General features: G+C 68.2%; 14 protein-coding genes. 1 reads left to right on the top strand and 13 read right to left on the bottom strand.

Features of this window, described 5'->3' with window-relative positions; all coding sequences use genetic code 11:
* Nucleotides 1–40 precede the first annotated feature (40 nt).
* The 13 genes from pheT to infC all read right to left on the bottom strand — a co-directional run bounded on the left by pheT (nucleotide 41) and on the right by infC (nucleotide 12,670).
* On the bottom strand, nucleotides 41–2,578 hold the full coding sequence (pheT, locus tag V7Z82_RS12455) for a phenylalanine--tRNA ligase subunit beta (RefSeq protein WP_334151863.1): 2,538 nt from the start codon (nucleotides 2,576–2,578) through the stop codon (nucleotides 41–43).
* Nucleotides 2,578–3,618 carry a phenylalanine--tRNA ligase subunit alpha gene (pheS, locus tag V7Z82_RS12450; protein WP_334151862.1) on the bottom strand — a complete coding sequence of 347 codons (1,041 nt, stop codon included), beginning with the start codon at nucleotides 3,616–3,618 and terminating at the stop codon, nucleotides 2,578–2,580. The genes pheT and pheS overlap by 1 nt, the downstream gene beginning before the upstream one ends.
* A gap of 39 nt (nucleotides 3,619–3,657) precedes the next feature.
* Nucleotides 3,658–4,587: an amino acid ABC transporter permease gene (locus tag V7Z82_RS12445; protein WP_334151861.1), complete on the bottom strand. Its 930-nt coding sequence runs from the start codon at nucleotides 4,585–4,587 to the stop codon at nucleotides 3,658–3,660.
* Nucleotides 4,584–5,231 (bottom strand): amino acid ABC transporter permease, encoded by a 648-nt coding sequence (locus V7Z82_RS12440; protein ID WP_334151860.1) that lies wholly within the window; start codon nucleotides 5,229–5,231, stop codon nucleotides 4,584–4,586. Before V7Z82_RS12440 ends, V7Z82_RS12445 begins: the two co-directional genes overlap by 4 nt.
* A gap of 62 nt (nucleotides 5,232–5,293) precedes the next feature.
* Entirely contained in the window at nucleotides 5,294–6,202 is a 909-nt protein-coding gene (locus V7Z82_RS12435) for a glutamate ABC transporter substrate-binding protein (protein ID WP_334151859.1), read from the bottom strand.
* 73 nt (nucleotides 6,203–6,275) lie between these two features.
* Complete coding sequence (locus V7Z82_RS12430; protein WP_442927632.1) at nucleotides 6,276–7,025, bottom strand: amino acid ABC transporter ATP-binding protein; 750 nt, start codon at nucleotides 7,023–7,025, stop codon at nucleotides 6,276–6,278.
* Between the two features lie 363 nt (nucleotides 7,026–7,388).
* Nucleotides 7,389–8,351, bottom strand: coding sequence for a TAXI family TRAP transporter solute-binding subunit (locus V7Z82_RS12425; protein ID WP_334151858.1), 963 nt, complete (start codon nucleotides 8,349–8,351; stop codon nucleotides 7,389–7,391).
* Nucleotides 8,348–9,724, bottom strand: a complete 1,377-nt coding sequence (locus tag V7Z82_RS12420; RefSeq protein WP_334151857.1) for a HAMP domain-containing sensor histidine kinase — start codon at nucleotides 9,722–9,724, stop codon at nucleotides 8,348–8,350. The genes V7Z82_RS12425 and V7Z82_RS12420 overlap by 4 nt, the downstream gene beginning before the upstream one ends.
* A gap of 3 nt (nucleotides 9,725–9,727) precedes the next feature.
* Nucleotides 9,728–10,384 carry a response regulator transcription factor gene (locus tag V7Z82_RS12415; protein WP_334151856.1) on the bottom strand — a complete coding sequence of 219 codons (657 nt, stop codon included), beginning with the start codon at nucleotides 10,382–10,384 and terminating at the stop codon, nucleotides 9,728–9,730.
* 39 nt (nucleotides 10,385–10,423) lie between these two features.
* The gene (locus V7Z82_RS12410; protein WP_334151855.1) at nucleotides 10,424–11,233 is read right to left on the bottom strand and encodes a TrmH family RNA methyltransferase; all 810 of its coding nucleotides are present in this window, start codon (nucleotides 11,231–11,233) and stop codon (nucleotides 10,424–10,426) included.
* 127 nt (nucleotides 11,234–11,360) lie between these two features.
* On the bottom strand, nucleotides 11,361–11,747 hold the full coding sequence (gene rplT, locus V7Z82_RS12405) for a 50S ribosomal protein L20 (protein ID WP_045279802.1): 387 nt from the start codon (nucleotides 11,745–11,747) through the stop codon (nucleotides 11,361–11,363).
* A 32-nt stretch (nucleotides 11,748–11,779) separates the two neighbouring features.
* Nucleotides 11,780–11,974, bottom strand: coding sequence for a 50S ribosomal protein L35 (gene rpmI, locus V7Z82_RS12400; RefSeq protein WP_017828564.1), 195 nt, complete (start codon nucleotides 11,972–11,974; stop codon nucleotides 11,780–11,782).
* A gap of 69 nt (nucleotides 11,975–12,043) precedes the next feature.
* Nucleotides 12,044–12,670: a translation initiation factor IF-3 gene (infC, locus tag V7Z82_RS12395; RefSeq protein WP_282217461.1), complete on the bottom strand. Its 627-nt coding sequence runs from the start codon at nucleotides 12,668–12,670 to the stop codon at nucleotides 12,044–12,046.
* A gap of 257 nt (nucleotides 12,671–12,927) precedes the next feature.
* Here infC and V7Z82_RS12390 point away from each other — a divergent pair, with 257 nt between their 5' ends.
* Entirely contained in the window at nucleotides 12,928–13,326 is a 399-nt protein-coding gene (locus tag V7Z82_RS12390; RefSeq protein WP_334151854.1) for a DUF1844 domain-containing protein, read from the top strand.
* The last annotated feature ends 12 nt before the right edge of the window (nucleotides 13,327–13,338 follow it).

Below are 13,338 nucleotides of genomic sequence, written 5' to 3'. Positions count from 1 at the left end.
CGCGATGCTCATCCGCCGGAGGGCTCGGCCAGTGATCGCGTCAGTCGCGGAGCGCGGCACCGAACCGCTCGGCGGCGACCGCGACACCGGCGAGCTTCGCCTCGGTGGCTTCGGCGGCCGTGAGCGTGCGATCCGGAGCGCGGAAGCGCAACGCGAACGTCAGGCTCTTCGTGCCCTCGGCCACACCCTCTCCGCGGTAGTCGTCGACCAGGCGCACGGACTCGAGCAGCGCACCGGTGCCCTCGACCAGGGCGGCCCGGACGTCGGCAGCCGGGATGTCGGCGGGCAGCGTCAGCGACACATCCTGGGTCGCTGCCGGGAAGGTCGAGAGCGACTCGGCCACGATCCGGTTGCCCGCGAGCGACAGGATCAGGTCGAGGTCGAGCTCGAGCACCACGGCGCGACCGGGGAGATCGGCGCCCTCGGCGACCACCGGGTGCAGTTCGCCGACGTAGCCGACCTCATCAGCGCCCACGCTGAGCACACCGGTGCGCCCGGGGTGCAGGGCGGCACGCTGCGACTGCGCGACATCGATCTCGACGCCTGCGGCCGCGGCGATCACGCGTACGGCATCGAGTGCCTCGGTGAGACCCGCTGCCTCGGCGGGGCGGCCGGGCTGGCGAGCGACGGCGTTCCCGGTCAGCAGCGCGGCCACGTGACGGTGCTGCGGCGGGATCGAGGCGTTCAGTTCGGCGAGCGTCTCATCCGACGGACGTACGCCGAGCGGCGGCACCTCGTCGGTGCCGTACGTGACACCGGGTTCCGGGAGGAAGACGACACCGGTCTCGAAGATCGCGAGATCCGTGCGGCCGCGCGAGATGTTGCGGTGCGCGGTCTGCAGCAGTCCCGGCACCAGCGAGCGACGCAGGAAGGGCGCCTGGCCGTCGAGCGGGTTCGCCAGACGGATGCCGGGGAGCTTCTCCCCCGTCGCGGATCCGTGCAGGTCGTTCTGCGCCTCGGTCGTGAACGGGAACGCCGGCGTCTCGACGAAGCCCGCTGCGGCCAGCGCGTCGGACACCCGGCGGCGGCCCTGCTGCAGCACGGTCAGACCGCGGCCGGAGGGCGGCGTCGGCAGCACGGAGGGGATGCGGTCGAGCCCGTGGATCCGGGCGACCTCCTCCGCGAGCGTCCACTTGTCGGTGAGGTCGGGGCGCCAGGTCGGCGGGATGACCGTCCACCCCTGGGTCCCTGAGTCTGCCTCCCCCTGGGTCCCTGAGCCTGTCGCAGGGGCCGTGACCTCGGCACCGATCGTGGTCAGCGCACCGGCGATCTCGTCGTCGGTGTAATCGACGCCGATCAGACCCTCGACGAATCCTGCCGGCAGCTCGATCTCGGCCACGAAGACCTCTGCGAAGAGCGCGCCGCCCTCCTCGGTCAGCGTGCCGCCGGCGAGCTCGACCATCAGGTCGGCGGCGCGACGAGCTGCGACGAACGGGATCAGCGGGTCGACACCGCGCTCGAAGCGCTTGGACGCCTCACTGGGCAGCTTGTGGCGACGAGCGGTGCGGGCGATCGTGATGGGGTCGAAGCTCGCGGCCTCGATCAGCACGTTCTTCGTCGTCTCGCTCATCTCGGTGGTTCCGCCGCCCATGACGCCGGCGAGGCCGATCGGGCCCGAGCCGTCGGTGATGAGCAGGTCCTCGACGTGGAGCGCGCGCTCCTGGCCGTCGAGCGTCGTCATCTTCTCGCCCGTCGTCGCACGACGAACCGTGATGCCGCCGTCGAGCGTGTCGAGGTCGTAGCCGTGCAGCGGCTGGCCGAGCTCGAGCATGACGTAGTTGGTGATGTCGATCAGCACGCCGAGCGAGCGCATGCCGGCGAGGCTGAGCCGCGCGATCATCCACGGCGGGGTCGGACGCGAGGGGTCGACGCCGCGCACGACGCGCGTGACGAACTCGCTCGCACCGACGCGGCCGCGAACCGGCGCCGCGTCGTCAACGATCGCGGTGTGTCCACTGCCAGGCTGCAGGTCGGCGAAGTCGCGCTCCGCTGGGTCGCGGAACGTCGCGCCGGTGGCGTGCGAGTACTCGCGCGCCACGCCGCGCAGCGAGAACGCGTAGCCGCGGTCGGGCGTCACGTTGATCTCGACCGCGACATCGTCGAGGCCCAGCAGCGCGATCGCATCGGTGCCGACGGGGGCGTCGATGCCGAGGTCCGACAGCACGACGATGCCGTTGTGCTCGTCACCGAGGCCGAGCTCACGGGCCGAGGCGATCATGCCATCGGACACGTGACCGTAGGTCTTGCGGGCGGCGATCGGGAACGGACCGGGCAGCACGGCACCGGGCAGGGTCACGACGACCTTGTCACCGACGACGAAGTTGTGCGCGCCGCAGACGATGCCTCGTGGCTCTGCCTCGCCGACATCGACCTGGCACCAGTTGATGGTCTTGCCGTTCGACTGCGGCTCGGGCTCGAGCGAGACGACCTGTCCGACGACCACGGGACCCGTGATCTCGAAGCGGTGCACGTCCTCCTCTTCGAAGCCGACGGTCACCAACGCCGCGAGGACATCCTCGGGTGTGGCATCCGCTGCCAGATCGACGTACTCACGCAACCACGAAAGCGGGACGCGCATCACACCACCATCCCGTACTGCTCGCTGAATCGGACATCGCCCTCGGCCATGTCGCGCATGTCCTGCACATCGCTGCGGAACATGAGTCCTCGCTCGATGCCCATGCCGAACGCGAAGCCGCTGTACACCTCCGGGTCGATCCCGGCCGCGCGCAGCACATTCGGGTTGACCATGCCGCAGCCGCCCCACTCGATCCAGCGCGCGCCGCCCTTGAAGGTCGGGTGCCACAGGTCGAGTTCGGCTGACGGCTCGGTGAAGGGGAAGTAGTTCGTGCGGAAGCGCATCTTGGCCTCTGCACCGAAGAGCTGCTTCGCGAAGTGATCGAGGGTGCCCTTGAGGTGCGCCATCGTGATGCCCTTGTCGATCACGAGACCTTCGAACTGCGTGAACACCGGCAGGTGCGTCGCGTCGAACTCATCGGTCCGGTAGACGCGGCCGGGGCACAGCACGTAGATCGGCACCTCGCGGTCGAGCATCGACCGCACCTGCACCGGGCTCGTGTGCGTGCGCATCACGAGGTGACGGGAGGTCGGGTCGACGTAGAAGGTGTCCTGCTCCTGGCGGGCGGGGTGGTCCACGTCGAAGTTCAGCGCGTCGAAATTGAACCACTCGTGCTCGAGCTCAGGGCCCTCCGCGATCTCCCAGCCCATGCCGACGAAGATGTCGGAGACCTGGTCCTGCAGCAGGGTGAGCGGATGCCGTGCGCCGGCGCGCGTGCGCGACGGCACCGCGGTGATGTCGACCCGCTCGGCCTCGAGGCGTGCTTCGACCTCGGCCGCTGCGAGCTCGGCCTCCTTCGCAGCCAGCGCCTGCGTGACCTGGCCACGCCCCTGGCCGACGAGCTTGCCGAACGCGGCCTTGTTCTCGGGGGCGACCTGGCGCATCGAGGCGTTGAGCACCGCGAGCGGCGAACCCTCCGCGACATGCGCGGCACGGGCCGCCTTCAGCTCGGCGGTGTCGGCGGCTGCGCCGATCGCGTCGAGGGCTGCGGCGACCGCCGCTTCGACTGCTTCTGGGGTGATCTCTGGAGATTCAGACACGAGAAACGAGTCTACCGGCGCAGGACGTCGGGCTCGGACTCAACCGGTGCTCGTTCCGTCGAACTTCCCGGCGCCTCGTTGCATCGCGATCAGCTCCGTGTCGGTGCCGCCGCCGTGCAGGCGCGGGTCGAGACCGTCTCCGGCCAGCGGAGCTGCTCCGCCCCTCGTGCGCGGCGAGCGGCGCGTGCGGATCTCGAGCCACCGCGCGACTCCCGACAGGATCAGGCACATGACGATGTAGATGCCGCCGATCACGAACGCGGACTGCAGCACGGGGCGACCCTGCTGCGAGGTGAGCTGCTTCGCGAAGTAGAGCAGTTCGGGGTAGGTGATGATGAAGCCGAGCGCGGTGTCCTTCAGCGTCACCACGAGCTGCGCCACGATCACCGGGAGCATGGCGCGGATCGCCTGCGGCAGGAGGATCAGCCGCATCACACCGCTCTTGCGCAGACCGATCGCGAACCCGGCCTCCTTCTGGCCGCGCGGCAGCGACTCGACGCCGGCGCGGAGCACCTCAGCGAGCACGGAGCCGTTGTAGACCATGAGCGCGAGCACGACTGCCCAGTACGGCTCCATCTTGACGCCGAGCACGGGGAGTCCGTAGTAGAGCAGCATCATGAGCACCAGCACGGGGACCGCGCGGAAGAACTCGGTGATCGCGGTGACCGGGATGCGGACCCACGCGTGGTCGGACATCCGGCCGATCGCGAGCACGAACCCGAGCACGAGCGCGAGCAGCGCTGCGAGCCCGAATGCGGCGAGCGTTCGCCCGAGTGCGCCGAAGATCTGGGTCCACACGGCGCTGAAGGTGAAGACGTACCAGCGCGAGGCGTCGAACTGGCCGCTCTCGAAGAAGCGGTAGCCGATGAAGCCCAGCAGGGCGAGCACGACGACGACGGTCGCGACACCGATCAGCCGGTTTCGGAGGATGGCCTTGGGACCGGGGACGTCGTACAGGACGGAAGTCATCGCGCGATCCTCCACTTGTTCTCGAGATAGCGCTGCAGCCAGCTGAGCAGCAGGACGAGGGCGACGAAGATGACGGCGACCCAGAGCAGGACGACGAGTGCGTTCTCGCCGCGCTCACTGAGGTAGGAACGGATCGCACCGAGTTCGAGCACCGAGAAGCCGGCGGCCACCGTGGTGTTCTTCAGCAGGGCGATGAACACGCTCATCATCGGTGGCACGACAGAGCGGAAGGCCTGCGGCAGGATCACCAGCGTCATGACCTGACCGAACGGAAGTCCGATCGCGCGTGCGGCCTCGGCCTGCCCGACCGGGACCGTGTTGATGCCGGCTCGGATCACCTCCGCGACGTAGGTCGCGGTGTAGATGCCGATGGCGAGGATGCCGAGCACCGTGGTGCTCAGCTTCGGCAGCCCGAGCTGGGGGTAGCCGAAGATGAAGAAGAAGAAGACGAGCGTGAGCGGGGTGTTCCGGATGAGGTTCACGTAGAGCGTCCCGACCGCCCGCGCGATCGGCACCGGTGCGACTCGCATCGCTCCGACGATGAACCCGAGGATGAGCGCCAGCACCGCGCCGCCGAAGAAGATCAGCAGGGTGTTGCGAAGCGCCTCACCCCACAGATCGAGGTTTCCGAAGATGACGTCCACGCCGTCCTCCCCTTCAGGGTTGTGAGGAGGGGGTGGCCGCGGACGGCCACCCCCTCGATCGGTCAGTCGACGGCCGGCTGGCTGACTTCGATACCGGAGGAACCGAGGTTCTTGTCGAAGATCGCCTGCCAGATGTCGCCGCCGTCGGTGAACATCGTGTTGATGAACTCCTGCAGTGCCGCGTCATCCTTGGCGAGACCCACGCCGTAGCGCTCCTCGGTGAACGGCTCGCCGACGACCTTCAGGTTGTCGGGGTCCTGCGCCGCGTAGCCGATCAGGATCGCCTGGTCGGTGGTCACGGCCTGGACCTCGCCGGAGAGCAGCGCCTCGACGCATGCGGAGTACAGGTCGAACTCCTTGGTCGGGACGTCCGGGTAGTTGTCGCGGATGTTCTGGATGGGGGTGGAGCCCGTCGCCGAGCACACCGTGGTGTCAGCCGTCAGGTCGGCCTCGCTCTTGATGTCCTCGTTGTCCGCGGCCACCAGCAGGCCCTGGCCCGTGATGAAGTACGGACCTGCGAAGGCGATCTGCTCCTTGCGCTTGTCGGTGATCGAGTAGGTGCCGACGTAGTAGTCGATGTCACCGTTGACGATCGCCTGCTCGCGGTTCGCGGAGGCGATCGCCTTGAACTCGATCTTGTCCTCGTCGTAGCCGAGCGATGCGGCGATCCAGCGCGCGATGTCGACGTCGAAACCGGTGCGCTCGTTCGTCGTCACGTCGAGGTAGCCGAGACCCGGCTGGTCCTCCTTGACGCCGACGATGACCTTGTCGCGCTCCTTGATCGCGTCGAAGGTGGGGCTGCCCTCGAGGTCGACGTCGGTCGCGACCTCGAACCAGGTGCTGTCGCCTCCCTCTTCCTCGCCACCGGTGCCTGCTCCGGGGCTCGACGGGCTGCCGCTGTTGCAGGCGGTCAGCGCGAGCAGCGCCACCGCTGCGATCCCGATGCCTGCCAGTGTCCGTGTGCGTCGCATGTGCGTCTCCTTCGTGTGCTGTGTGTGCAGGGTCTGTGAAGTGCGTGGGTGCTGAAGTGCGTCGTGCCGAGCGTCAGTGCGTGAGGAGCTTCGAGAGGAAGTCCTTGGCGCGGTCGCTCTTCGGGTTCGTGAAGAACTCCTCGGGAGTCGCCTCCTCCACGATCCGCCCGTCGGCCATGAAGACCACCCGGTCGGCGGCCTTGCGGGCGAAGCCCATCTCGTGGGTGACGACGATCATCGTCATGCCCTCGTGCGCGAGGTCGACCATGACGTCGAGCACCTCGTTGATCATCTCGGGGTCGAGCGCGCTGGTCGGCTCGTCGAACAGCATCACCTTGGGGTGCATCGCGAGGGCGCGGGCGATCGCCACGCGCTGCTGCTGTCCGCCGGAGAGCTGCGCCGGGAGCTTGGATGCCTGCTGCGCGATGCCGACGCGTTCGAGGAGCTGCATGGCCTCCTTCTCTGCGGCGGCCTTCTTGAGCCCACGGACCTTGATCGGGCCGAGCGTCACGTTCTCGAGGATCGTGAGATGCGCGAACAGGTTGAACGACTGGAACACCATGCCGACGTCGGCGCGCAGATGTGCGAGTCCCTTGCCCTCGGCCGGGAGCTCCTTGCCGTCGATGCGGATGCTGCCGCTCGTGATCGTCTCGAGCCGGTTGATCGTGCGACACAGCGTCGACTTGCCGGATCCGGACGGACCGATCACGACCACGACCTCACCCGAGTTGACGGTGAGGTCGATGTCGGTCAGCGCCTGGAAGTCGCCGTAGTGCTTCTGGACGTTCTCGACCACGACGAGTTCAGTACCTGAGGTCATCATTTCTCCAAACTAGCCACGCGGTCAGCGTCATGGTGCACGATCTGTGCGAGATTTACACGTTCGTAATGCCCGTGCCGTGCGGTGGGCGCGACACAGCGCCGGCACCCCACGGCCGGCCCCCGCCGAGCCGTGGGGACGCCTCGCACGACATCGCCGTCCCCGCGACGACGTCGATCCATGAGCACCCCTCCGGGGGTGATCACGACGTCATCGGGGTATGGAGAGCGTCCTCGCCTGTCAGTGCGGCACCAGCTCGAAGGCATCCGGATTCTCCATCGAATCGATCGTGATCGACATCACATTGGCAGAGGCCGAAGCACGACGGAGAATTCTTGAGGATTTCTTGAGCGACCGTGCGGTGCCTCAGCGCCGGCTGTCGCGGTAGTAGTCCACGGCGCCGGGATGCAGCTCCACCGGGGCGGTGAAGATGGCCTGCCTGCGGTTGAGGAGCGCGACGGCCGGCACCTCGCTGCCCATCCGAGAGCGGGCGTCGAACAGCACCTCGAGCACATCGCGCACCATCGCATCGGGCGTGGACGCTGCGGCGAGGAGGTAGTTGGGCACCGCCATCGTCGGCGTCGAGTCGGAGAGCCCGTAGATGCCGGCAGGGAAGTCCGCCGGACGATAGGCATCCGAGTACCGGGCGTTGACGGTGTTCACCCACTCCAGCTCGATCGGCAGCAGCCGCACCGGGAGGTGCTCCGCGAGTTCCCGGATGCCCGGCGTCGGCAGACCTCCCACCCAGAAGAATCCGTCGATCTCGCCGCGCTCCATCGCGGCGATGGAGTCGCTCAGATCGAGCTGCGCATCGCGCACTGCGGAACGGTCCATGCCTGCGGCATCGAGCACGCGCCCTGCGATGACGGTGACGCCGGAGTTCTCAGCGCCGAGCGACACGGTTCTGCCGTCGAGCTCCGGAATGCTCTCGACCTCCGAGTCGGCCCGCACGACCACGTGCACGTACTCGTCGTAGAGCCGCGCCACGGCTCGCACCTGGAGCGGCTCCTCGAACGCGCCGACGCCGGCGACTGCATCCGCCGCCGCATCGCCCTGTGCGAACCCCAGCAGGGCGTCACCCTCGGCGACCCGCAGGAGGTTGTCGACCGAGCCGTTCGTCTCCTCCCCGACGACGTCGACCCCGAGCGCGTCGGAGAGCTCTTCGGCGAGATGACTGCCGTATTCGTAGTAGACACCGGTCGTGCCGCCGCCGGCGATCGCATAGGTCTGATCCGTCCACTCGCCGGCCCTCGACGTGCAGGCGCTCAGACCGAGCACCATCGCGACGGCGATGACGACCGCGAGGACGGGTCTCCGCAGCCGGCTCATCCGGATGCTCCGTCCGGCAGGCGCAACGCGATCAGCAGACCGCCGTCGTCAGGCGACGAGACCGAGAGCTCGCCGCCGATCGATGTCAGCAGGTCCGTCGCGATGGCCAGCCCGAGCCCGGTGCCCGGGACATCCCCGCTGTCAGCACTGCGCCAGAACCGGCCGGTGGCCGAGTCGACCTGGTCAGGCGGGAGCCCCGGCCCATGATCGCGCACCTCGATCATGCCGGCCTCTCCGTCGCGTCGCGCACCGACATCGATCATCGAGCCGCCCGGCGAGAACTTCACCGCATTGTCGATCACGGCGTCGAGCGCACTCTCCACGATCGTCCGATCGGTGACGCTCATCACGGCGCCCTCCGCCTGCGCCTCGAACCCGATCCCCCGCTGGGCGGCCACGTCGCGCCAGGCATCGACGCGGTCGGCGGCGAGGGCCGAGAGGTCGACGGCAGAGAACATCGAATCGGCGCGACCTCGGCGCGCGAGTCCGAGCAGCGTCTCGAGGATGCGCGCCATCCGCCGTCCCTCCTCTCGTGTCTCCTCCACGTCGCCCTGCCACTCGGGACCGAGGCCGGTGGCGAGATGCTCGACGCGGAGCAGCAGCGCGTTCAGGGGGTTCCGAAGCTCATGCGACGCGTTCATCGCGAACTCCTGCTGACGGGTGAGCACCCGCTCGATCTCCTCCGCCATGTCGTTGAACACCCGGGTCATGCGGCGCAGCTCGGGTGGCCCGGTGTCCTCCGCGACACGGGCATGCATCTCGCCGCGCTCGATCGCGATCATCGCGTCGTCCAGGCGGCGCACCGGCGACAGCACCCATCGCGCGAGCTGCACGACGAGCAGCACACCGAGCGCGATCGACACCACCGCGACGGCAGACAGCACCAGCAGCTGCCGGAAGATCTCCGCCCGAGGCGCCTCGACATCGGCGGTGATCATCACGGCGCCGATCACATCGCCGTCGTCGAACACCGGCTCGACGGCCGCAGCATCCGAGATGATCCAGGGGAAGGGCGGATCCGGAGCCTCCGCCCGTCTGCCGGACAGCGCGAGCTGCACCCGCTCGGCGTCTTCGTCCGGGAGCACATCCTGGCCGGGGTCACTGGTCGCCCAGACGCCGCCGGAGAGATCGAACACGGTGACATCGATCCCGTAGACCTCCTGGAATCGCTGCGCCTCCCCCTCGATGACGGTCTCGCTCCCTGATCGCAGCGCCTGCCGTGCGCTGCTGACGAAGTACCCGAGGTCGCCGAGCTGCTCCGTGTACAGCGCCTGCTGGATGCTGCGCGCCGCGCTCCACCCGGTCGCACCGGCCAGGGAGAGCAGGATCGCGATCACCGGCACCAGGAAGACGACGACGAGCCGGGTGCGCATGGATCAGGCACCCGCGAGCCGGTAGCCGACTCCCCGAACGGTCTCGATGAGCGTGCGGTCGCCGGTCTTGCGCCGGATCGCGCCCACGTGCACCTCGAGCGAATGCCCGAAGCCGCGCCAGTCGGTGTTCCACACCTCGCGGATCAGCCGCTCCTTCGGCACCGCGACCCCGGGATAGCGGGCGAGGACGGCGACGATGTCGAATTCCTTGCGAGTGAGGTCGATCGCGGCGCCCTCGACCAGGAGCTGCCGTGCGACGAGATCGATCTGCACCTCGCCATCGAGGACCGAGACCTGGGTCTCGGACGCGGCGCGCACCGGCCGGGACCGTCGCGTCACCGCCTCGATCCGGGCCAGCAGCTCGTGCACGTCGTAGGGCTTCACGACGAAGTCATCGGCGCCGGCGCGAAGCCCCTTGATGCGCTCGGTGACCTGGTTGCGCGCCGTCACCACGACGATCGGGACATCGGAGCGACCGCGGATGCGTCGGCAGAGATCGATCCCGTCGACGTCGGGCAGTCCGAGGTCGAGCAGCACCACCTCGGTGTCGGCACCCAGCAGATCCAGCGCCTGCGCGCCGTCGGCTGCGCGCACCGTGGCGTAGCCGGAACGGGCGAGGAAGGCATCGAGAGCGGCGGCGACGCGTTCGTCGTCCTCCACGATAAGAATCCTCATCGACTCCGTCCCCCACCCAGCGGGTCAGCCCGCGGCTGCGCGCTGCGAGAACGCGCTCTCGTACAGGCACACGCTCGCCGCCGTGGCGAGGTTCAGGGACTCGGCTCGCCCGAAGATCGGCAGCTTGAGCACGCGGTCGGCGAGGTCGAGCGCTTCATCCTCGAGCCCGCGGGCCTCGTTGCCGAACAGCCACGCGGTCGGCTCGGCGAGCAGTCCCTCGGCACGCGCCGCGAGCAGGTCGTCGCCCTTGACGTCGGCGGCGAGGATGCGGAGCCCCGCGGCGTGCGCGCGCTCGACGACATCCGAGAGCTCGCCGGCGATCGCCACCGGCAGGTGGAAGAGCGAGCCGGTGGTGGCGCGGACGACCTTGGGGTTGTACGGGTCGACGGTGCGACCGGTCAGCACGACGGCATCCGCCCCGGCGGCATCCGCTGCCCGGATGATCGTGCCGAGGTTGCCCGGGTCACGCACCTCCTGGCAGATCGCGACCAGACGCGGGTTCGCGGCGAAGATGTCGCGCACAGACGTCGGCGATTGGCGCACCACGGCGACGAGCCCCTGCGGGGTGACCGTGTCGGCCATCGCGTTCAGGACGTACTCGGTGACGAACTCGACATCGATATCGGCATCCGTCGCCTTCGACCGGATGTCGGGATGCCTCTCCCACCCGTTCGGCGTCGCGAAGAGCTCGACGATCGAATCGGGCAGGTAGGTGAGCGCCTCTCGGACGGCCTGCGGTCCTTCGAGGAGGAACAGGCCTGTCTCGGTGCGCGCGCTGCGCTTCGTCAGCTTCGCGACAGCACGGACTCGGGGGGACCGCGGGTTCTCCAGCACGATGACAGTCTAGGAGGCGCAGCACTCCCGCTTGTGCCATTCCGCGCTGACGACCGCGTCCGGTACGCCGCAGACAACGCACGAGGGCGCCCTCCCGAAGGAGAGCGCCCTCTGCGGCGTCTGAGACTTACGCAGCCGACTTCGGCGCGTTGACGTCCGAAGGCAGCGCCTTCTTGGCCGTCTCGATCAGCGTGGTGAACGTCGCTGCGTCGTTGACCGCGAGGTCGGCGAGCATACGACGGTCGACCGTGACACCCGCGAGGCCGAGGCCCTGGATGAAGCGGTTGTAGGTCATGCCGTTCTGACGTGCAGCCGCGTTGATGCGCTGGATCCAGAGGCGACGGAAGTCACCCTTGCGCTTGCGACGGTCACGGTACGAGTAGACCAGGGAGTGGATGACCTGCTCTTTGGCCTTGCGGTAGAGGCGCGAACGCTGACCGCGGTAACCCTTTGCGCGCTCGAGGATGACCCGGCGCTTCTTGTGGGCGTTTACTGCCCGCTTGACTCTTGCCATTTTCCTGTGTTCCTATTCGTGCGTCGGGCGCGTCAGCGGCCGAGAAGCTTCTTCGCGACCTTGGTGTCAGCCTTCGAGAGCACCTGGTCCTGGTTCAGACGACGGGTGCGACGGCTCGACTTGTGCTCGAGGTTGTGGCGCATCCCGGCCTGCTGCTTCTTCAGCTTGCCGCTGCCGGTGATCTTGAAGCGCTTCTTAGCACCCGAGTGGGTCTTCTGCTTCGGCATCTTCTCTTCCTTCGTATTGCGCCTTTTCAGGCGACGTTGTCAACCCGCGGTGCGGGAGTTCTGGGGGCGTTACTCCGCCGAAGCCTCGGCCGGGACATCCGTCTCGGTCTTCGCCTCGCGGGCAGCCTGCTTGTTCGCGGCGCGCTGCGCGTCGCGGACGGCGTTCTGCTCCTGCTTCGCCTCGGACTTGCTCTTGAGCGGAGCCACGATCATGACCATGTTGCGGCCATCGATGGTCGGGTTCGACTCGACCGTGCCGAGCTCGGCGACGTCTTCCGCGAACTTGCGGAGGAGGCGCACACCCTGCTCGGGGCGAGACTGCTCGCGACCGCGGAACAGGATCATGGCCTTGACCTTGTCGCCGGCCTTGAGGAAGCCCTCGGCGCGCTTGAGCTTGGTGATGTAGTCGTGCGCCTCGATCTTCAGACGGAAGCGGACTTCCTTGAGGATGGTGTTCGCCTGGTTGCGGCGAGCTTCCTTCTCCTTCTGGGCGGCCTCGTACTTGAACTTGCCGTAGTCCATGATCTTGACCACGGGCGGCTTCGAGTTGGGGGCCACCTCGACGAGATCGAGGTCGGCTTCCTGTGCCAGGCGCAGTGCCGCCTCGATGCGGACAACACCGATCTGCTCACCCGCGGGGCCGACGAGGCGGACCTCGGGGACGCGGATGCGCTCATTGGTACGGGGATCGCTGATGCGGAACTCCTTAGACGATGTGATTCGGCCACCGCGATGCGAGGTGCATCCCGGGCGAAATCGGAGTCGTCTCCCCACCCACCGGCATTCAGACGCCGGCTCTGCACCCTGCCTGCCGGCCCAGTCGTGCGGACGGAACCAGTGGAGTGCAAGACCCGGTAGCCTTGAACGGCAAGCGCGGGTGGGAAGTGAATCCTCTTTCGTTCCAGAGCATGACGCTCCGGAGCCCGCCAAAGTCTAACAGAAAGCAAGGCGAAGTGACGACTCCGGGCCAGCACGAGGCAGACCACGAACGCGAACAGCGCTGGGCGCGACAGGAGGAGGCCGCGTCATCCGCCACCCGGGACATCGCGGACGTCCCCGCCGTCGAGGTCATCACGACCGCCGCCGTGCACCTGATGAGCGCCGCGGCCGTGAAGCTCGGCCTGGCCGACGACCCGGATGCCGCAGCACAGCTCGACCTCGATGAGGCGCGCAAGCTGATCAACTCGCTCGCAGGGCTCATCACGGCCGGCGCCCCGGAGATCAGCGACATGCACGCTCGCTCGCTGCGCGACGGTCTCCGCTCCCTGCAGCTCGCGTTCCGCGAGGCATCCGTCATCCCCGACCCGATCGGCAAGGGGCCGGGCGAGAAGTGGACAGGGCCGGTCAACTAGGTCGCTGCGGGG

Origin of the sequence: Microbacterium sp. (assembly GCF_036823965.1) — a bacterium.
Lineage (GTDB): Bacteria > Actinomycetota > Actinomycetes > Actinomycetales > Microbacteriaceae > Microbacterium.
This window is presented reverse-complemented; position numbering and strand designations above follow the sequence as displayed.